The sequence below is a fragment of the Oliverpabstia sp. genome (assembly GCF_022785585.1).
GTDB classification, from domain to species: Bacteria; Bacillota; Clostridia; order Lachnospirales; family Lachnospiraceae; genus Oliverpabstia; species Oliverpabstia intestinalis.
This window is the reverse complement of the sequence record NZ_JALFPR010000107.1, coordinates 83,019-102,332: the sequence shown is the minus strand read 5'-3', so window position 1 is coordinate 102,332 and position 19,314 is coordinate 83,019. Positions and strand designations below refer to the sequence as shown.

16 protein-coding genes are annotated in these 19,314 nt (G+C 45.1%); 1 reads left to right on the top strand and 15 read right to left on the bottom strand.

Annotation, left to right across the window (positions count from 1 at the left end; all coding sequences use genetic code 11):
* The 3 genes from MSA64_RS08015 to gpr all read right to left on the bottom strand — a co-directional run.
* Window positions 1–927: GTP-binding protein (locus MSA64_RS08015; protein WP_287891255.1), on the bottom strand; the 927-nt coding region annotated here is incomplete at its 3' end.
* A gap of 148 nt (window positions 928–1,075) precedes the next feature.
* Entirely contained in the window at window positions 1,076–2,446 is a 1,371-nt protein-coding gene (locus MSA64_RS08010) for a stage II sporulation protein P (RefSeq protein ID WP_235904457.1), read from the bottom strand.
* A 181-nt stretch (window positions 2,447–2,627) separates the two neighbouring features.
* The gene (gene gpr, locus MSA64_RS08005) at window positions 2,628–3,533 is read right to left on the bottom strand and encodes a GPR endopeptidase (protein WP_022172343.1); all 906 of its coding nucleotides are present in this window, start codon (window positions 3,531–3,533) and stop codon (window positions 2,628–2,630) included.
* A gap of 278 nt (window positions 3,534–3,811) precedes the next feature.
* On the opposite strand from gpr, the gene rpsT reads away from it, so the two are divergent.
* Window positions 3,812–4,075 (top strand): 30S ribosomal protein S20, encoded by a 264-nt coding sequence (rpsT, locus tag MSA64_RS08000; RefSeq protein WP_022172342.1) that lies wholly within the window; start codon window positions 3,812–3,814, stop codon window positions 4,073–4,075.
* A gap of 199 nt (window positions 4,076–4,274) precedes the next feature.
* On the opposite strand, the gene holA is transcribed toward rpsT, so the two are convergent.
* From holA to MSA64_RS07940, 12 genes are all read right to left on the bottom strand, one after another.
* A complete protein-coding gene (gene holA / locus MSA64_RS07995) occupies window positions 4,275–5,264 on the bottom strand; it encodes a DNA polymerase III subunit delta (protein WP_277664242.1) in 990 nt (329 codons plus the stop codon).
* Between the two features lie 107 nt (window positions 5,265–5,371).
* Window positions 5,372–7,621, bottom strand: a complete 2,250-nt coding sequence (locus MSA64_RS07990) for a DNA internalization-related competence protein ComEC/Rec2 (RefSeq protein ID WP_330639081.1) — start codon at window positions 7,619–7,621, stop codon at window positions 5,372–5,374.
* 41 nt (window positions 7,622–7,662) lie between these two features.
* Window positions 7,663–8,583, bottom strand: coding sequence for a GerMN domain-containing protein (locus tag MSA64_RS07985; RefSeq protein ID WP_277664244.1), 921 nt, complete (start codon window positions 8,581–8,583; stop codon window positions 7,663–7,665).
* A 17-nt stretch (window positions 8,584–8,600) separates the two neighbouring features.
* Window positions 8,601–10,037: a sensor histidine kinase gene (locus MSA64_RS07980; RefSeq protein WP_227597732.1), complete on the bottom strand. Its 1,437-nt coding sequence runs from the start codon at window positions 10,035–10,037 to the stop codon at window positions 8,601–8,603.
* A 113-nt stretch (window positions 10,038–10,150) separates the two neighbouring features.
* Window positions 10,151–10,840, bottom strand: a complete 690-nt coding sequence (locus MSA64_RS07975; RefSeq protein ID WP_106491853.1) for a response regulator transcription factor — start codon at window positions 10,838–10,840, stop codon at window positions 10,151–10,153.
* A gap of 10 nt (window positions 10,841–10,850) precedes the next feature.
* A complete protein-coding gene (locus MSA64_RS07970; protein ID WP_205839928.1) occupies window positions 10,851–11,480 on the bottom strand; it encodes a ComEA family DNA-binding protein in 630 nt (209 codons plus the stop codon).
* A 103-nt stretch (window positions 11,481–11,583) separates the two neighbouring features.
* On the bottom strand, window positions 11,584–12,015 hold the full coding sequence (locus MSA64_RS07965) for a DMT family transporter (RefSeq protein ID WP_154432064.1): 432 nt from the start codon (window positions 12,013–12,015) through the stop codon (window positions 11,584–11,586).
* Window positions 12,016–12,095: 80 nt separating this feature from the next.
* Window positions 12,096–14,363 carry a glycogen/starch/alpha-glucan phosphorylase gene (locus tag MSA64_RS07960; protein WP_022399955.1) on the bottom strand — a complete coding sequence of 756 codons (2,268 nt, stop codon included), beginning with the start codon at window positions 14,361–14,363 and terminating at the stop codon, window positions 12,096–12,098.
* Window positions 14,364–14,395: 32 nt separating this feature from the next.
* Window positions 14,396–15,424 (bottom strand): LacI family DNA-binding transcriptional regulator, encoded by a 1,029-nt coding sequence (locus tag MSA64_RS07955; RefSeq protein WP_022172333.1) that lies wholly within the window; start codon window positions 15,422–15,424, stop codon window positions 14,396–14,398.
* Window positions 15,425–15,444: 20 nt separating this feature from the next.
* Window positions 15,445–16,920, bottom strand: coding sequence for a 4-alpha-glucanotransferase (gene malQ / locus MSA64_RS07950; protein ID WP_287891245.1), 1,476 nt, complete (start codon window positions 16,918–16,920; stop codon window positions 15,445–15,447).
* A gap of 167 nt (window positions 16,921–17,087) precedes the next feature.
* The gene (locus MSA64_RS07945; protein ID WP_106491848.1) at window positions 17,088–17,957 is read right to left on the bottom strand and encodes a DegV family protein; all 870 of its coding nucleotides are present in this window, start codon (window positions 17,955–17,957) and stop codon (window positions 17,088–17,090) included.
* Window positions 17,958–18,025: 68 nt separating this feature from the next.
* Entirely contained in the window at window positions 18,026–19,279 is a 1,254-nt protein-coding gene (locus MSA64_RS07940) for a S41 family peptidase (RefSeq protein ID WP_277664247.1), read from the bottom strand.
* Between the last annotated feature and the right edge of the window lie 35 nt (window positions 19,280–19,314).

Sequence of the window (19,314 nt, the reverse complement as noted above, 5' to 3'; positions counted from 1 at the left end):
GTCTGCCGGATAGACACCGCAGTATACCATCGGGTTAACCTTTTTGTAGCCCGGCAGCGGTTCGCTGCACGGTCTGCTGTTATCAGTTACGGTATCACCGACACGGGTATCTTTTACATTTTTGATACTTGCGGTAAAATATCCTACCATACCGGCGGATAACTCCTCACACGGAATAAACTGTCCGGCTCCAAAATAACCGACTTCCACCACATCTTCCACAGCACCGGTCGCCATCATGCGAACAGTTGTTCCTTTTCGGATCTTTCCTTCTTTGATCCTGCAGAATACGATAACACCTTTATAGGAATCGTACACGGAATCAAAAATCAGTGCCTGCAGTGGTGCTTGCGGATCTCCGGTCGGTGCCGGAACTTTTTCTACAATCTGTTCAAGAACCTCTCCTACGTTCAGTCCGGTCTTTGCGGAAATCTGTGGGGCATCCTGTGCCTCGATACCGATCACATCTTCGATCTCGTTGATAACACGCTCCGGCTCCGCACTTGGCAGATCGATCTTATTGATCACCGGCATAACATCCAGGTCATGATCCAGTGCCAGATATACATTTGCGAGTGTCTGGGCTTCAATTCCCTGTGCCGCATCCACCACAAGGATCGCGCCATCACAGGCTGCGAGGCTTCTGGAAACCTCATAGTTGAAGTCTACATGCCCGGGAGTGTCGATCAGGTTGAAGATATATTCTTCCCCGTCTTTTGCCTTATATACGGTTCTCACGGTCTGTGCCTTGATAGTAATTCCTCTCTCACGTTCCAGATCCATATTATCCAGTACCTGGGACTGCATCTCTCTTTCTGTCAGCAGACCGGTCATCTCAATGATCCGGTCTGCCAGGGTAGATTTTCCGTGATCAATATGGGCTATAATACAGAAATTACGAATTTTACTTTGATCAAAATCTGCCACTTTAGTACCTCCGATTTCTTTCTTTATACTCAGGTGCTTGTCACTGTTGAACTTTTTCTTCTTTTGGTGCCATCTACCTGATTCTCTGATTGCATCGGGTATCCGGACACTCTGTAATTTTACATTGCCTTTTATTATAGCATAGTTTTTACTGTCCCTTCAATACTTTATCCAGAATCACACTGAAGGGTTCCATCGCATTCATCGCCTCTTCCACCGTATTGGTCTGTGCGCCCACTTCCAGGAGGATCGAGCGCGGCCGCACATGAAGATTATACCGATATCCTTTGAGATAAATACACCGTGTCAACTGTGGATAGTACCGCGCCGCCTGATAAGACAGCTGAAACGAAAATGAGAGATTATCTTCGATATAAGGATTGGGAAGTGTATCCAGATTCCCGTTTTTTACCGTTCTGCTGAGTCCGTTAAAATACATGATCTGCGCTGTCGGTTTTCCGTTGATTTCCGTCACCAGATGCTTTCCTTCCGGTACTCCATCCCTGTGCAGATCGATCACCACCTGAATCGTAGGATTTTCCTCCAACACCTGCCCGATCACCGGAAGTGCATAGTTATATGCCTTGCTCCGGTCCAGCTGACCTTCCATCAGATCGAAAGTATCCTTTCTGTGGATCACCTGATATCCATAAATGTCCCGCAGAATACTCTCAAGATAATTTCCCACACCGACCACGCTTGTTGCCTCATCTCCCTCGATAGAATCGGCAAATCCTTCCTGCGAATGAGTATGGTAAATAAGGATCTGCGGAACGCTGCTGTCTTCTTCCAGTGTCAGCGAATCTCCCAAAAATGTACTGGCATTGATCTGTGACCCGTCCACTGTTGTGTTCGGATCTACCACAAAGAAATTGTTCAGCAGATAGTGAAAATCACTGAGCCGCTCCATGGAAAGGTCTATCTTTGGTGTCGACTCTACTGCTGTAGTCCACGCCGGAAGCTGTGCAGTTGCTGTACCTGCATTCTCTGTTGTCTGTGGCTCATTCTCATCTGTTTTTCTCTCCTGTTGCTCTTCTTCATTCCCGTTTTTTTCCTGTTCTCCCTCCTGTTGGCTACTCATATCATTCTCTTCATTTTCCCTGGCCGTCTCGTTCTCCCGGGTCACTGCCTGACTCTGATTTTCTCCCAACAGCCGGTCAGCGATCGTATTGCCATTGGCATGGATCATCTCATAACAGGTACTTTCATCCTCAATCACCGGATGTTGTTCTTCTTCCTGATGCTCTTTCAGATACATGCCCAGCGGATACCAGTTTTCGATCTTTGTCCACAATTTTGTTATCAGCGGAGTAGTAGTCCCCTCCTCATAAAAAATCCCCGGCATATACCACAGATACGCTTCCCGCTCTGTCTCCATACAGATATCCCCGAGTATCTGCTGTGCGCGTGTTCCCGGAGACTGCCTAAGATGCAGATATCCCCGTGCCGCGAGATATCCGCCAAGGCAGACACACAATCCCCACACCGTTGCTTTTACAATCCGTTCTGATCTTCTCATCTTTCCCTCTATGATCTTTCCTGACTTTCACCATACATATTTTTTTCGGATAAATATATATTACATTCGCATAATTAAGAAAGAACCGGCGTTCCTTCACGACCTGTCCTAAAATGTGTTCTTACTTTTACTTCTGATTTTCCTGGAGTACATACTTGTATTATATGAATTCCCCTGCTTCTTATGCCTCCATCGCGATATTGATGCCCTCTGAGATCGTATAACTGAGCCTTTTGACTGTCTCATCCACATCTTTGGGCGTAACAAACATTCTGTGCAGCCGCGGCGTGATCAGTTCCTGCAAAAACTCTTCCATCTCCGCCTCTTCCAGATTTTCCAGCAGATGAGCGATGGCATCATGAACAATCGTGGCGCCGTCTACTACAGTCGGCACACCGATACCGATCACCGGGATCCCCAGTGTTTCTTCATTCAATCCGCATCTGTGATTACAGACACCGGATCCCGGATTGATTCCCGTATCCGTTATCTGAATCGTGCAGTTTAATCTCCGTACACTGCGTGCCGCCAGTGCATCGATGGCGATCACTGCATCCGGATCCGTCTCCCGGATCACACCACGGATAATCTCCATTGTTTCCATCCCTGTCTGTGCCATAACACCGGGAACCAGACTGCTGATCTGATGTGCTTTTCTCTTTCCCATACCTGCCTTTCCATATTCTTTAATAATGTGTCTGGTGATCTTCAGATTCTGAATCACCTGTGGTCCCAGTGCATCCGGTGTGATCTCCCGGTTGCCAAGTCCCACCACCAGAATGGATTTCTCTTTCTCCAGATGAAGAAGTTCTTTCAGATGGTGCGCAAGTACCTGAGAAATCCCCCGGTGATAATCCTCATCCGGCACAATCAGATTCGGGGCTTCCATGGTAATATACGTACCTTTCGGCTTTTCCATCGCTTTCGCTCCCTGCTCCGTCTGAATCCGCACCACCGTTGTATTCAGGTCCAGAGCCTCCTCATATTTCTCCTGAATCGCCACACCCTTAATCTCCACATTGTCCTTCTCATACTTCTCCTTACTCTCCACTGCAAGATCCGTTCGTATCCCAAAATTCCCGGACATCGTTGTCACCTTTCCTTTCTGAACACCTTTTCCTGCCTGCGTTCTTTTCTCCTTTTAGATTTCCCTTTTCCTTTCGATTTATCCCTGAAAATCATTACTGTTCGCTCCGTTCACAATAACTGGTTCAAAATACATTCCAAAATGCCTTTTTTTCGGAAAAACCATTGACAAACCACGATAAATGGCATAAACTATATGGGTATTTTGAGATTAGCCTGTCCGTGTCTGGGCTGATGAATATGATAAATGATGGAATAATTTATTGGAGGTTATGGAAAATGGCAAACATTAAATCCGCTAAAAAAAGAGTTATCGTAAACAGAACAAAAGCTGAAAGAAATAAAGCTATCCGTTCTGAAGTTAAAACATCTATCAAAAAAGTAGAAGCAGCAGTTGCAGCAAAAGATCTGGCAGCAGCTCAGGCAGCTCTGAAAGTAGCTACCGCTACAATCGAAAGCGCTTGCTCTAAAGGTGTATACCACAAAAACAACGCAGCAAGAAAAGTTTCCCGCGTATCCAAAGCAGTTAACTCTATTGCTTAATTCTAATTGATAGAATAAATGTAACTGTTCAGTACCTTCACAGTTACGAATAAATAAAGAATTTAAAAAGAACAGTCATCCCGTCAGTGACTGTTCTTTTTTGTTGCTCTGTATCCGAAGGAAACTGCCAGTGGTAACTTCTGCAGGTATTCGAAAATCCCGGAAACTGTCCATTTCGGACAGCTCCCAGGATTTTTAATCACACCGGATTCTTCCGCGCATATTTTACAATTAGAAGTTCCACACTCAACACATCGCTCAGCCTTCCGGTTTTCACCTCTTCCTCTGTCTGAGTAAAATCTTCCACCGCCTGACGAAGCTGAGCTGTTGTGTATCTTCCGGTACAGCCGGTATAATTTCGAACCACGAAACTCTGCAGTCCGATCCTTGATGCAATCGTTTTCTGATCGCATCCAAGCAGCTGCAGTTCTTTCACCTGTAACAGAAGATTAAACTGTCTTGCCAGCAAAAAAAGAATCCTCATCGGCGGCTCCTTCAGCGCCAACAGATCATAATACAGATCCAGCGCTTTCTTCTGGTTCTGCTCTGCCACCGCCTGTACCATCGCAAAGATCCGGTTATTGATCTGCGTAGTACATACCGCATCGATATCTTCCCCTGTGATCACAGATCGATCCATGGTATAACATAACAGTTTCTCCAGTTCTTTTTCGATATTACTCATATCCGTACCGGTTTTTGACAGAAAATGCTCCATATCTCTCTGAGTGATCTGTTTTCCCTCCCGTTTCATGATACCAAGCACCCAGCGTATCAGTGTTTTCTCATCCTGCACCGCAAAATCCACCACCCTGCCGATCTGCTTGACTGTTTTAAACATTTTGCTTCGCTTATCCACCTCTTCTTCCACAAACAGAAGATACAGATAATCTGGAAGATTGTTCAGATATTCTGCCAGTTCCGGGCACTGATTTTTGAAAAATCCGGTATTCTCCAGCAAAATGATCCGTCGATCAGAAAAAAACGGCATGGTTTCTCCAAGTGAGATTACTTCTTTCACATCAATTCCCTTTCCTTCGAATCTGGATTCATTCATCGTATCTCCATCCGGATTCCATGCCTGAAGCAACTTGTTGCGATACTGTTTTTTCAGATAACCTTCTTCCCCGAAAAAGAGATATGCCTGCTTATACTCCTGATTTTTTATATCTTCCAATACACTTTTCATCAAATCTTCTAACCTTTCACCCAATTTTCCTCATCTGAATTTATTATACTGTTTTTTTCCTGTTTCGGCAACCGGCATCATCAGCAAAACTCCGGAATGGTTACTGCTCAGTTACTGTTCACTCCGTGCCCTGCAACATGCTCTAGATATTCTGTTACCAGAACCTCCCTCCCCCTCTTCCTTATCGTAATCGCACCACTCTTCATCGTATACCGGATCTCACATCCGGTTTTTTTTAACCGATCTACCGTATCCGGTGACGGATGTCCATACCTGTTTTTCATTGCACAGGAAATTACTGCTAACGACGGTTGTACCTGTTCCAAAAACTCCCGGCAGGTGGATGTAGCTGAACCGTGATGTCCTACCTGCAGGATCTCGCAGGCAGGCAGATTCTGCAGCAATTCCCTCTCTTTCTCCTCCGGAAGATCTCCGGTAAACATCGCCCGGACTCCCTCCCATTTCCAGAAAAGTACCAGCGAACCCGCATTTGGTTCTGCAATCTTTTCCTGTTCTTTCGGGTAAAGAACCACGGCTTCTGCCTTTCCGATTGTCAACCGGTCCCCTGCCCGGATCTTCCTACAGGAGGCTCCCGCTTCTTCTGCCAGCTTTTTCAGTTGTTTTCCCTGTTCCGTCCCTTCCATCCAGTATGGATACATAAGATTTTTTACTGTTAGCCAGCCTTTTTTTCCTTCCTCCAGTACTTCTGTTACGCCATTGATATGATCCTGATCTGTATGAGTGAGAACTACTGCTTCCAGACAGGATATTCCCTGCTGCTTTATGTATGGAAGAATCACATAAGTTCCCACATTTTTCTGACTGGTACTTCCCCCGTCAAGCAAAAGTGTCTGTCCGCCGCTCTGTAACAGGCTGGCATCTCCCTGTCCCACATCCAGAAATGTAATCTTTTCTCTCTGCTGCCAGGGATGTGCCATCAGCAAAAGCAGCAGTAGCATACTGCATAGTTCCATTCCCGGAAATATTTTCCACCGTTTTTCTCTTTTTATCAGCTGTTTTTCCACTAAAACCAGCAGAAAAATCACCAGATAATACCCTGCAATCACCGGTTTTGACGGTTGACCCGGAGTCCACATACCAACCGGCAGCTTCTCGGATATGTTCCCGATTTCCTGATATAGCTGCAACATTCCATAGGCCGGACTTCCCGCAAGACTTCCCAGAAATATATTCCATCCTGCCAGAACCACTCCCAATCCCCCGGAAGCAATGATTACCGGAAGTAAGGGAATCGCCACAAGGTTCCACAATATCCCCACCACTGACACCTGATAAAAAGTATCCAGCATTACCGGAAGAGTAAAAAGCCACAGATACCAGCCGGCCCGTATGTTTTCCAGTATTGCTCCGGCACTGCTCCCTTTTCCTCCTTTCCCTCTGTTCTTTCTTTTTTCTTTCTCCCCGATGCTCCGAAAGATTTTGTTCTTTTCACTGACATACCACCCCACACCGATCACAGCACAAAAAGACAGTCTGCACCCACCATCCAATATCAGATCCGGGTTATCCAGGAGCATCAGAATCCCGGCAAACGCCAGCGCAGACAGCAGATCGTAGGAACGCCCAAGAAGTCTTGCACCCTGAAGTACAAAAAACATCAGTAAAGCCCGTACCGCTGTGGTGGGCTGTCCGATCAGGATACCGTACCCCGCCAGCACACCAACAGAAAGTATCACCCAAACCGGCATGGGAAAACCCAGCCGTCGGAGAATCCCGGCGACTGCCAGGGCAAGAAGGCTGATATGCAAACCGGAGATGACAAGCACATGGCTGATCCCCGCTGCCTGATAAAGTTCTTTGATGTCCCCGGACAGTTCCCTCTTTTCACCAAACAACATAGCCTCGAGTATACCTGCCTCCGCATCCGGATAGATTTTCTCACATCGGTTCATCATTTCTGTCTTCCATATTTCTACAACTTCCCTGACACCGGATCTCTGTTCTTTTACTTCCAAAACAGTCGGATTCTCCAGATAAAAATCAATTTTCTTCCCGCTTTCGTAGATTCTTCGGTTAAATTGTCCCGGGTTGCGCGGAAGTTCCGGCAATACAAGCATCCCCTCCAGTCGGACATACATTCCTTCCCGCAGACTGTTTATTTTTTCTTCTTTTCCTGTACATTTGATATTTCGAATGGGATAATTTTTTGTCGATCCGGAACGGATCAGAATTGCTTTTTTCAGATAAATAACTGTGCGGGTGGTTTTTTCAATACGGTACACCACTCCTTCCGCCTGTACCTTCTGCTCTTGTTCTGCCCACTGCCATGGTTTCTTCCCGGCGGGAGATTTCCATATCCAGGAACCTCCACACCAGTCCGTCACCAGAATAATCAGGATCAGTCCTGCAAACAGCAGGCAGAGAGGACGTTTTCCCGTCAGTCCTCTCCTCCTTTCTCCAATTCATGATTGACCTGGAACAGTTGATTCATATCCACTTTATCTTTAAATAGCAAAGAAGTATCTCCGTTAATGGAAATCTGTACCTGACTTACATTGCCTGCATCAATCAGAGAATTGACAATCGAGTATATCGGAATCTGTGCATCTACCGACAGTGCCTCATCAACAAACTGTTTTCCAAGATTCACATAAGCGATTCCATCTGCCACAGATACACCGACGATTCGTGTATCGGACGGAAGGGTGGCATAATGTCCACTCTCTCCCGGACCACGAAGCAATTGTTCTACGATAACCTTTTCAATCGGCGTGTTACCATTATAATATACCTGACGTGCCTCCGGTACCAGTTGATTGCCTTCTTCATTGGTAAAATAAAGGTTGAGTTCCTTATACTGATATGCCATAATTTCTTTTCCTGTGTTTTCCAGAAAGCTGTCCAGACTCATGGCTCCTATCTCCTGCCCCTGGGAATCAACGATAGGTGTTCCTTCCGCAGTAATCGTAACCAGATAAATATTTGGAATCTGTACATAATCTTTTACAATGGAAGCTCGCAAAAGCACCTCATCTACCGGATTCAAATCATGATATTCCTGATTAAAATCTACCCGAATCATCCCGTCGTCATCCACACAGCTCTGTATCTCAATATTCTCCGGGAGCAGTGTATGCCCTTCTGCATTTTTCTTATTCAATTTTTCTGTCATCTCTTCCAGCATGGTCTGCGTTGTCTCCTCGGACGGTACAAAACTTTCCGCAAGGACTTCTCCCTGTTCTTCATTGACATAATAAATTTTGTATTTACTCTCTGTCTCTTTCTTTCCGCAGCCGGAAAAAGCAACAGTCCCAAGTACCAGTGCCATCACCAATGCTGTTATTTTTCTTTTTTTCATATTCTCACCATCCTCGATCAGTCAATAAACGTCAGCGGGATCCGCACTGAAAATGTAGTTCCTTCACCCACCTGACTCTTCACACGGATTGCCCCGTGATGCATCATGATGGCACTTCTTGTAATCGCCAGTCCAAGACCGGTTCCTTCGATCTCTGCGGAATGCGATTTGTCTACCCGGTAAAATCGTTCAAAGATATGATCAATGGATTCCTCCGGAATTCCAAGGCCGGAATCGGTTACCGTCACATAAAAATACTTATGATCTGCATTCAGTGATACTCTTACCCAGCCTTCATCCTTATTATATTTGATTGCATTTTCCACCAGATTGCTGATGGCAAGTGACAGTTTTGTCTCGTCAATCTCCGCATCCACCGGACGGAAGCCTTCCAGAATCAGCTCAATATTTCGTTTCGCAGCGATCGGATGCAGACGTTTTAGGATCATATCCAGGAGTTCATTGATATTGACCAGTTCAATGTTCATGTTGGAAGCTTTCTTATCCAGTTTTACAAGCGTCAGCAAATCTGTGATGATCTTACTTTCCCGGTCAATCTCCGCTGCGATATCCTGCATAAATTCCTGATACAGTTCCACCGGTACATTTTCCTGCCCAACCAGTGAATCTGCCAGCACTTTCATGGATGTCAACGGTGTTTTCAGCTCATGAGACACATTCGATACAAACTCCTGACGGGAAGTATCCAGGGATTGTACTCTTCCAAGCATCTTGTTAAACGCATCTGTGATCAGCTCTGTTTCCGTATAATCCGGAACTGAAATTTTCTCATCCTGGAATCCATCTGTGATATCCTCAATAGCCTTTGTGATTTTTGCAAACGGCTTTATCAGGATTCCGGCCAGAATATATCCGAAGATCAGCACCAGGACACCGCTGATCACAAGAATCCGCAGTCCTTTCTGCTCAAGAATATCAATACTTGAGACAATTTCTTCCGTTGAAATACTGATCAGCAGAACTCCCTGTGCCCGTTCTCCATCTGCACCGGGAATCGGCATAGTCATCTCAATATAACTGTTTTTCCTGTCATAATAGCTGCTCTCTTTCAATTTCTGAAAGCACTTGACCACTTCCTTGGAAATCATATATTTTCCTTTGTCAAGATCATATGTATCCTTGATTACCTGAAAATCCTGATTCACAATCAGAATACGGCCACTATATACATTAGAGAGCATTGTCAGCTCACTGTTGATTCCCTCTGAGGACGGATCCTGGAGATAATTCTCTTTTGCCAGCTGATTCACCAGGATATCACACTGATTCTTTACATTCAGCTGTCGGTTTGATACCGCCCGATCCTCGTAACTGTTTACGATTCCCTTTTCCACAATGATACTTGGCACAATACCAATAATGATCAGAATCACTAAAATTCGAAATCGCAGACTTTTTACAAACTTAAATCTGACTTTCCAATTGACTTTCATACTGTTCCTCACTGCTGTTTTTTTATACGGACTTTGACTCGTTGCTCGCGTAAACAAAGAATGCAGGTTTACACGCCTGACATACCGGCTGTGTTTGACCTGCATTCTGGATCTTACGCCTGAAAATAATATCCTACACCCCATTTGGTATGTACGTATTTTGGTTCGCTGGGATTGCTTTCGATCTTTTCACGCAATCGACGGATATGTACATCCACCGTCCGCACATCTCCGGGATATTCATATCCCCATACGATATTCAACAGATTTTCACGGCTGTATACTTTATTGGGATTAAATACCAGAAGTTCCAGTACATCGAATTCTTTCGCAGTCAGATTGATCTCTCTGGTACCGATAAAGACTCTGCGGCTTTCACAGTCCAGTCGTAATTCTCCGACCTCTACCACTTTTGCTTTTGTCTCCTGTGTGGCATTCTTACCGGCACGGCGCATAATGGCTTTAATTCTTGCTTTTACTTCCAGAATATTAAAAGGCTTGGTAATATAGTCATCCGCTCCATACTCCAGACCAAGGATCTTATCCATATCCTCGCCCTTTGCTGTCAGCATAATAATCGGAACATCTGAAAATTCACGAATCTGCTGGCATACCTCAAGTCCATTCATCTTCGGAAGCATCAGATCCAGCAGAATCATATCATATTCTTTATTCTTTGCACATTCCAGGGCTTTCTCCCCGTCGTAGGCACAATCTACTTCCATACCGTCCTGCTCCAGACTGAACCGGATTCCTTTTACGATTAATTTTTCATCGTCTACAACCAATACTTTCTTCGCCATTCTTTACTCCTCAATTGATCCTGATCTGATCTTTCAGCTTTTCATATGTTTTTTCTTTGATGCCTTCCACCTGCATCAGCTCCTCCACACTGGAAAAGCTGCCATGTGTCTCACGATATGCAAGAATTGCCTGTGCCCTTGTTTCTCCAACTCCGGTCAGTGTCATCAGCTCTTCCTTTCCTGCCCGGTTGATATCTACCCGATCATCCAAAAGGGGATCTTCTTCCTGCAGCTTCTTTTCCATCTGCCCGGCTTCCTCCTTGGTATAGATCCGGATCTTCTGACCATCTGTTAAAAGATCTGCCTGATTCACTGTCTCTAATGAAGCCTTCTCTGTACAGCCGCCCGCCTGTTCCAACACCTGAAACACCCGGCTTCCGGCCTCGATCCGATAGACCCCCGGATTCCTGACTGCACCGCATACATCCACATAGATCCATTCCTGCAGAGGTTTCTCTTCCTGTTCCGGCTTTTCATCTTGCGTCTCTGACTCCACGTTGTATACCGTTTCCGTATCCTGCTGTTCTTCCAGCGAACCGGTTTCCGGTTGGCCTCGTTTCAATATGCTGTCCTGCGTACCACAACCGACAAATATCAGCACCGGCAAAAGCATCCATAGAATTTTCTTTTTCTGTTTCATCTGCACGCTCCTTATCGCTTTCGCTCTAAGGCTCCCTCCATGCATACACAATTTATTTTACCCAATTTTCATCTGAATTACAAGACTGTAAACCCGAAATAATTCACTCCCACTTAAAAAGAACAATTCCTGCAACAACAATTGCCGTACCTGCCAGTTTTTTCCATTCAAAAGGCTGTTTTTCCACACCGAAAAGTCCGAACATCTCGATCAGATAGGAAACCACCAGTTGTGCGATCACAATCAACATCGTTGCCTGTGCCGGTCCCAGTTTTCCCATACTCCTGATCACGGTCACAGTGATAAATGTTCCCAGAATTCCTCCAAGCAGTGTATATTTGTTTTCAACCTGCCACAGTGTTCCAACCGAATCTCTTCCTGTAAAAAACCATGCTGCCACACAGACCAGAAACGCCGTCAGCTGCACCCAACCTGTCGATACCCACAGACCGGACTGTTTTGTCACCTGTGTATTCCACACTCCCTGAATACTCATCAGTGTTCCTGAAAGAATTGCAATCCATATTCCAATCATAAAAAATCCCTCCATACCATAGATCTGTTTTTTACTATAGTATGGACGGATTTCTTACTTTTATGATTACTGGAATCGCATTATTTTAATTTCCAGATGTCCTCATTGTACTGCGCGATCGTTCTGTCAGATGAGAAGAATCCCGCTTTAGCAATGTTGATCAGTGCTTTTTTGTTCCAGGTCTTACGATCTTCATAATCTGCATAGACCTTTTCTTTTGTTGTGATATATTCTTTTGTATCCAGCAGTGTCATAAACCAGTCTTTTCCGATCAGTTCTCTGTGCAGACGGGTCAGACTTTCTTCATCACCGATCGCAAGCAGTTCTTCTCCTGTGATAAAATCTACCAGTTTGTGGATAAGCGCATCCTCTTCATAGATTTCTTTGGAACTGTAAGTACCTGCCTCGTACAGATCGATGACATCCTGTGGTTTTCTGCCGAAAATATAAATATTCTCTTCGCCAACCAGATCCCGGATCTCCACATTTGCTCCATCTTCGGTTCCCAGCGTCAGCGCGCCATTTAACATGAACTTCATATTACCGGTTCCGGATGCTTCTTTGGATGCCAGCGAAATCTGTTCGGAAATATTGGCTGCCGGAATAACCTTTGCTGCTTTGGAAACATTATAGTTTTCAATCATCAGTACGCGGAAATACGGTCTTACCTCCGGATCTTTCTCAATCAGTTCCTGCAGACACAGGATCAGATGAATAATATCTTTTGCAATCACATACGCCGGTGCTGCCTTTGCTCCAAAGATCATTGTGATCGGTGTGGACGGCTTGTTGCCCGCTTTGATGTCCAGATATTTGTAGATTGCATAAAGTGCATTCATCTGCTGACGTTTATACTCATGAAGACGTTTTACCTGTACATCAATGATGGAATGTTCATCAATAGTCAGTCCCTGGGTTTCTTCCATGTATTCTTTGAATTCCAGTTTCTTTTCCATCTTGATTTCTTCCAGCTTGTTCAGCACTGTTTCATCATTTTCAAAAGCCAGCAGTTTTTCCAGTTCTGTGGCATCTTTCTTGAATCCGTTTCCGATCAGAGATTCAATATATCTGGTCAGTATCGGATTACAATGCATCAGCCAGCGACGGAACGTGATTCCGTTTGTTTTGTTGTTAAAACGTTCCGGATAGAGGTCATAGAAATTTTTCAGTTCTGAGTTTTTCAGAATCTCTGTGTGGAGTGCTGCCACGCCATTGACAGAAAATCCGTAATGAATATCCATGTGTGCCATGTGCACTCTGTCCTGCGCATCGATGATGTAAGTGGACTCATCTTTTACTGTTTTTCGCACTCTTTCATCCAGTTCCTTGATGATCGGAACAAGATTCGGAACCACTTCTTCCAGGTATTCCATCGGCCATTTTTCCAGTGCTTCCGCAAGAATGGTATGATTGGTATATGCACAGGTCTTACTTACCACTTCCACTGCCTCATCCATGGTAAATCCTTTTTCTTCGGTCAGCAGACGGATCAGTTCCGGAATCACCATGGAAGGATGGGTATCATTGATCTGGATCACTGCATGATTATTTAATTCATGCAGATCATATCCTGCATCCTCCATCTCTTTTAAAATCAGCTGTGCCCCGCAGCTTACCATAAAGTACTGCTGATAAATGCGGAGTTTGCGTCCGGCGTCATCAGAATCATCCGGATACAGAAAGAGCGTCAGATTTTCCTGTACTTTTTTCTTATTAAAATTGATACTGTTTTCCGGTACGATACTTTCATCAATAGTATCCACATCGAACAGATGCAGGCGGTTACATCCGGAATCATATCCCGGCACATCGATATCGTACAGAACACCGTCCATTGTGAAATCTTTAAATGGTACTTTACAGGTAAAAGACTGTCTGTTTAACCAGCTTTCTTTTGTGATCCACGGATTTTTCAATTCCTGCTGTTTGTGATTGGTGAATTTCTGCTGAAACAGACCAAAATGATAATTCAGTCCGATACCGTCTCCCGGAAGACCAAGCGTAGCAATAGAATCCAGGAAGCAGGCAGCCAGACGTCCCAGTCCGCCATTTCCAAGAGAAGGCTCCATTTCCAGTTCCTCAATCTCACACAGTTCATATCCATGAGATTTCAGGACTTTTTCTGTCTCCTCATACAGACCCAGGTTGATCAGATTGTTAGATAACAATTTACCGATCAGGAATTCTGCAGAGATGTAATACAGTTTCTTCGATCCCTCGTTTCTCTTCAGGTTACCGGTCGCTTCTTTCGTGATCTCCATCAGTGCATGAAACAGTTCTTCTTTTGTACATGTATCCAGTGTCTTATGAAATCTTTTTTCCAGTACTTCCTGCAATCTTTTTTCCATAATAATTTTCTCCTCTAAATAATCTCCTCAATTTACTGTTTACATCGGGCAGTTGACTCCCTTTGTATTAACTCCCCTTCATAGATCAGCTGCCGTGGCTTTTCTTTTCCTTTGATCAGATCAAATAAAAGTCCTGCCGTTGCCTTCCCGATCTCTTCCACCGGCTGACGGATCGTTGTAAGACTCGGAATATAAAATCTTCCGGCATCCATACCGTCAAATCCCGCCACAGAACACTCCTCGGGAACAGATATTCCCGCCTCCTTCAATGCCCTGCAGGCCCCGATCGCCAATGTATCTGCCGTCGCATAGACGGCGGTAAATGTTTCTCTTTTCAAAAGCTCCTGCATCAGCCGGTAACCGGACTGATAAGAGTATGTGTCCCTTTTTTCATCCATGTAACACACCAGTTCTTCCCGGTAAGGGATCTGATACTGCTCCAGTGCTGTCCGGTATCCCATCAGACGCAGCTTTCCGATACTGGCATCATTTTTCGGGGCTGTAATAAAAGCAATTTTTTTATGCCCCAGCCCGATCAGATACTCCGTCATCTTATAGCTTTCCTTAAAGTCATCCACCGATACGGAAGCCAGGGATGCACCCGGCATCCCCACCGTACAGATGGTACTGAGTACGCAGGGAATCTCCATCTGACTGATCTTTTCCTGACTCTGAGAAAAACTTCCTCCCAGAAACACCAGCCCACGTAGTCTTTTTTCTTTTCCCACACGAATCGCCACGTCCCACTCATCTTCCTGTTCGTCCACATATTGCAGGATACAGCTGTAACCCTTCTTTTCGCACTCCCGTTCCAGAATTCCTACCAATTCACTGAAAAAGGTATTGCCGATACCTTTGACAAGCACCGCGATAGCCTTTGCATCATTTCGTTTCAGATTTCTGGCACTGTTATTCGGCACATAGTTGGCTTCCTCAATGGCTTTTAATATTTTTTCCTTGGTTTCCGGATTGATATCCGGATGATTATTCATAGCCCTGGACACGGTACTGACGCCAACATGGCATTTTTTTGCGATATCTTTGATTGTCATGCCTGCCACAAGACCACTTCCTCTCTCTTTTACAATCTTCCGAACAGCTTGTTCAGATGACACATCTTTTCAAGCATCTCGTCCGTTACCTGCCCCGGCACCAGACGCCACTTCCAGTTGTTGCCAAGAGTGGACGGAAGATTGATTCTTGCCTCTGTTCCCAGACACAGATAATCCTGCAGCGGAATCACCGCAAGGTCAGCCACGGAACCGAGTGCCAGACGGATGAACTCCCACGGACGTTCATCTTTCGGTGTATCCGCATTGTTCATGTAATCTTCTGCCAGTGCGTTGTCTTCCTCACACATATCGTCCAGCCATCCACGAACCGTATTATTATCGTGAGTTCCGGTGTAAACCACACAGTTATGCGGATAATTATGTGGCAGATAGTTACTTTCCTCTCTTGAATCAAATGCAAACTGTAATACTTTCATTCCCGGATATCCTGTATCTTCCACCAGTTTCATAACACTTTCCGTCAGATATCCCAGGTCTTCTGCAATGATGTTTGCATCGCCCAGTTCTTTTTTCACTGTATGGAACAGATCAATTCCCGGACCCTTTTTCCAGACACCGTTTTCTGCTGTCTTGTCACCGTACGGGATCGCATAATACTCATCAAATCCGCGGAAATGATCCACACGAACCACATCATACAGTGTAAAGCAATGTCTCAGACGGCTGATCCACCAGACATATCCTGTCTGTGCGTGGTAATCCCAGCGATACAGCGGATTGCCCCAGAGCTGTCCGGTAGCTGCAAAAGCATCCGGCGGGCATCCTGCCACTGCCAGCGGTGTACTGTTCTCGTCAAACTGGAACAGTTCCGGATTCGCCCATGCATCTGCACTGTCAAATGCAACGTAGATCGGAATATCACCGATGATCTGGATATCTTTTTCATTGGCATACTGTTTCAGTTTCTTCCACTGTTTTGCAAATTCATATTGCTGAAAACAGATAAAATCCATCTGTTCTTTTAATTCCACTCGTTTTTCTTCCAGGGCAGCTTCCTGTCTTGTCTTCAGTGGTGCCTCCCACTCGCTCCAGGCAATTCCGCCCAGGCTGTTTTTGATCGCCATATACAGACTGTAATCTTCCAGCCATTTTTTATTTTTTTCCACAAAGGTTTCATATGCCTGATCCGGTACAAATCTGTGGAACGCTTTCTCCAGAAGTTCAAATCTGCCCATATAAATTTTTTCGTAATCCACATATGCCGGATTACTTCCAAAATCCACACTGTCACACTCTTCTTTTGTCAGCAGTCCTTCCTCGATCAGTGTTTCCAGATCAATAAAATACGGATTACCCGCATAGGTGGAAAAGGACTGATACGGGGAATCTCCATATCCGGTCGGTCCCAACGGCAGAATCTGCCAGTACTTTTCACCGCCTTTTTCCAGCTGGTCCACAAACTCATAAGCTTCCTTTGAAAAACAGCCGATACCATACGGAGACGGCAGGGATGTTACAGGAAGTAAGATACCACTTGCTCTCATTTTTTATCCTCCTTTAAATTTCCAGTACTTTCGGAAACGTTATCGGTAACGTTTCCATTCCTTGTAATCTGACAGTATCATATTATATGAAAAAAAGCAAGAAAAAAATGTAGATTTATCTCACATTCTTTTCCTGCTTTTTATATTTTGCTTTTGTAACCTTTTTCCTACCGATATTCTCCCATAAAGAACAGCGCTACTGTTCCCGGTCCGGAATGGGTTCCGATCGTAGCCCCGATCGTATTGATCAGAAAACTTTCATATCCGAACTTTTCTCTGACCAGTTTTGCCACATACTGTGCATCCTCCTCACAGTCACCATGACTGATAAAGATAATATCATTTTTATCTTTCCAGCTTCCGATGCGCTCTTCCATCATGGAGACCAGCGTCGCCAGAGATTTCTTTCTTCCCCGTACCTTACTTAATGGAATCAGATGTCCCTCGTCATCCACGTGAAGCAGCGGTTTCAGATTGATCATTGTTCCCACGATAGCTGCGGCTTTTGATACTCTGCCACCTCTGTACAGATGGAACAGATCATCTACGGTAAATACATGGCAGAAGTTCTGTTTGTGTTCTTCCAGCCATGCAGCCACTTCATCCACAGATGCCCCCGCTTCTTTCATCTGTACCGCTTTGTAAACGAACAGGCCTTCTCCAAGAGAAGCACACAGCGAATCGACTACCAGAATCTTTCTGTCCGGATATTCTTCTTTCAGTTCTTCTGCTGCCAGACGTACACTGTTATAACTGCCACTCAGCCCGGAAGAAAATGCCAGATGCAGCACATCATTTCCGGCCTCCAGAAGCGGTCGCAGAACGTCTTTCGCTTCCTCACTGTTGACCTGGGACGTGGTCGGCATGGATCCTGCTCGCATCCGACTGTAAAACTCTTTAAAATCCAGCTCATTTTCTTTATTATAAGTGATTCCATCCAGCTGGTATGTCAGATACATATATTCTACCTGATGTTCTTTATAGTAAGAATAAGGCAGATCTGCTGTATTCTCTGTCGTAATTACATATTTTTCCATACTCTGTCCTCCCCGCACTTTTATGTATTACCGGAAAGCTCCCGAAATACATTTTTTTCATTTTACCATCACTGTTCTGCCTGTGCAACCTTTTCCGAAAGAACCTCTCTTGCTTTTTTCATCTGTGCATCCTTACTCTCCCATTCCTCCTGAGAAAGCTCGTTAAACTGATTCGGATTGGTAAATTCTTCTGCATTCTCCGGCCAGTCACTCTCCACATCCGGAGTGATTCCGGTTCCCTGGATATTCACACCGTTTGGGGTATAATATCTGGAAGTGGTCAGTTTTACTGCACTGCCATCTCCCAGTGAAAAAGTCTGCTGAACAATTCCTTTCCCAAATGTCGTGGTGCCCACCAGCGTTCCCACACCGTGATCTTTCACCGCTCCGGAAAAGATCTCTGCAGCACTGGCACTGTTTTCATTGACCAGAACCACCAGCGGAATATCGATCGGTGTTTTTCCTTTACAGGTATGCTCCGTCCGATGTCCGCTCTTATCTTCGGTATACACGATCATACCTTTCGGAAGAATCTGTTCCAGCGTATCACATACCGCTGTCAGAAGTCCCCCCGGATTTTCCCGCAGATCAACCAGAAGTCCTTTCATTCCCTGTTCATTCAGTTCACTGTAGGCTTTCTTAAACTGTTCCGAAGTGCCATCGGTAAATTCTGTAATCTGAATATATCCAAGGGAATCGTCAAGCATCCGGCTCTTTACTACCGTTACTTCCACCTTTTCCAGAGATACTGTGATATCGGCAGTCGTTCTATCCCGTTCCACAGTCAAAACCACCTGCTTTTTGTTATCTTCCCGGATGATTGTGGAGATCTCTGACAGTTCTTTTTCAGTAATATCCTTTCCATCCACTGCCGTCAGGATATCTCCTTTCTGAATCCCTGCCTGCTCTGCCGGGCCGCCTTCTGCCAGATCCACCACACTGACAACTCCGCTGTCCGGATCCTTGGACATCGTAAGTCCCACACCTGTATACGCCCCCTGTGTGGACTCCTGCAGCAGCTTGTAGGCATCTTCGGAATAATAGCCGGAATAAGGATCCTGCAAACTGGCTACCAGTCCACTGTACATACCTTCTTCCATCGTATACTGGCTGTCTTCATCACCTTCTTTGTAATCCAGATAATATGTATCCACTAATTTTGCTATTTTGGATGCTTTACCAAGATCACTGAGGCTCAGACCCTGTTCTCCGATCATTGGAACGGATCCAAAGCAGATAAAGTATCCGATACCACCCACAATCACGGTTACTGCCACACCCCCGGCAAATCCTTTGATCCAGGTTTTCATTTTTTCTGTCATCTCTGTTGTCTCCTGTCTGTTACTGTCTTCTCCTG

Coding starts and splice junctions, on each gene's coding strand:
- MSA64_RS08010 (WP_235904457.1), bottom strand. CDS start 2,446: ATGAGAAGATCAGAACGGATTGTAAAAGCAACGGTGTGGGGATTGTGT.
- gpr (WP_022172343.1), bottom strand. CDS start 3,533: ATGTCCGGGAATTTTGGGATACGAACGGATCTTGCAGTGGAGAGTAAG.
- rpsT (WP_022172342.1), top strand. CDS start 3,812: ATGGCAAACATTAAATCCGCTAAAAAAAGAGTTATCGTAAACAGAACA.
- holA (WP_277664242.1), bottom strand. CDS start 5,264: ATGAAAAGTGTATTGGAAGATATAAAAAATCAGGAGTATAAGCAGGCA.
- MSA64_RS07985 (WP_277664244.1), bottom strand. CDS start 8,583: ATGAAAAAAAGAAAAATAACAGCATTGGTGATGGCACTGGTACTTGGG.
- MSA64_RS07980 (WP_227597732.1), bottom strand. CDS start 10,037: ATGAAAGTCAATTGGAAAGTCAGATTTAAGTTTGTAAAAAGTCTGCGA.
- MSA64_RS07975 (WP_106491853.1), bottom strand. CDS start 10,840: ATGGCGAAGAAAGTATTGGTTGTAGACGATGAAAAATTAATCGTAAAA.
- MSA64_RS07970 (WP_205839928.1), bottom strand. CDS start 11,480: ATGAAACAGAAAAAGAAAATTCTATGGATGCTTTTGCCGGTGCTGATA.
- MSA64_RS07965 (WP_154432064.1), bottom strand. CDS start 12,015: ATGATTGGAATATGGATTGCAATTCTTTCAGGAACACTGATGAGTATT.
- MSA64_RS07960 (WP_022399955.1), bottom strand. CDS start 14,363: ATGGAAAAAAGATTGCAGGAAGTACTGGAAAAAAGATTTCATAAGACA.
- malQ (WP_287891245.1), bottom strand. CDS start 16,920: ATGAGAGCAAGTGGTATCTTACTTCCTGTAACATCCCTGCCGTCTCCG.
- MSA64_RS07945 (WP_106491848.1), bottom strand. CDS start 17,957: ATGGAAAAATATGTAATTACGACAGAGAATACAGCAGATCTGCCTTAT.
- MSA64_RS07940 (WP_277664247.1), bottom strand. CDS start 19,279: ATGACAGAAAAAATGAAAACCTGGATCAAAGGATTTGCCGGGGGTGTG.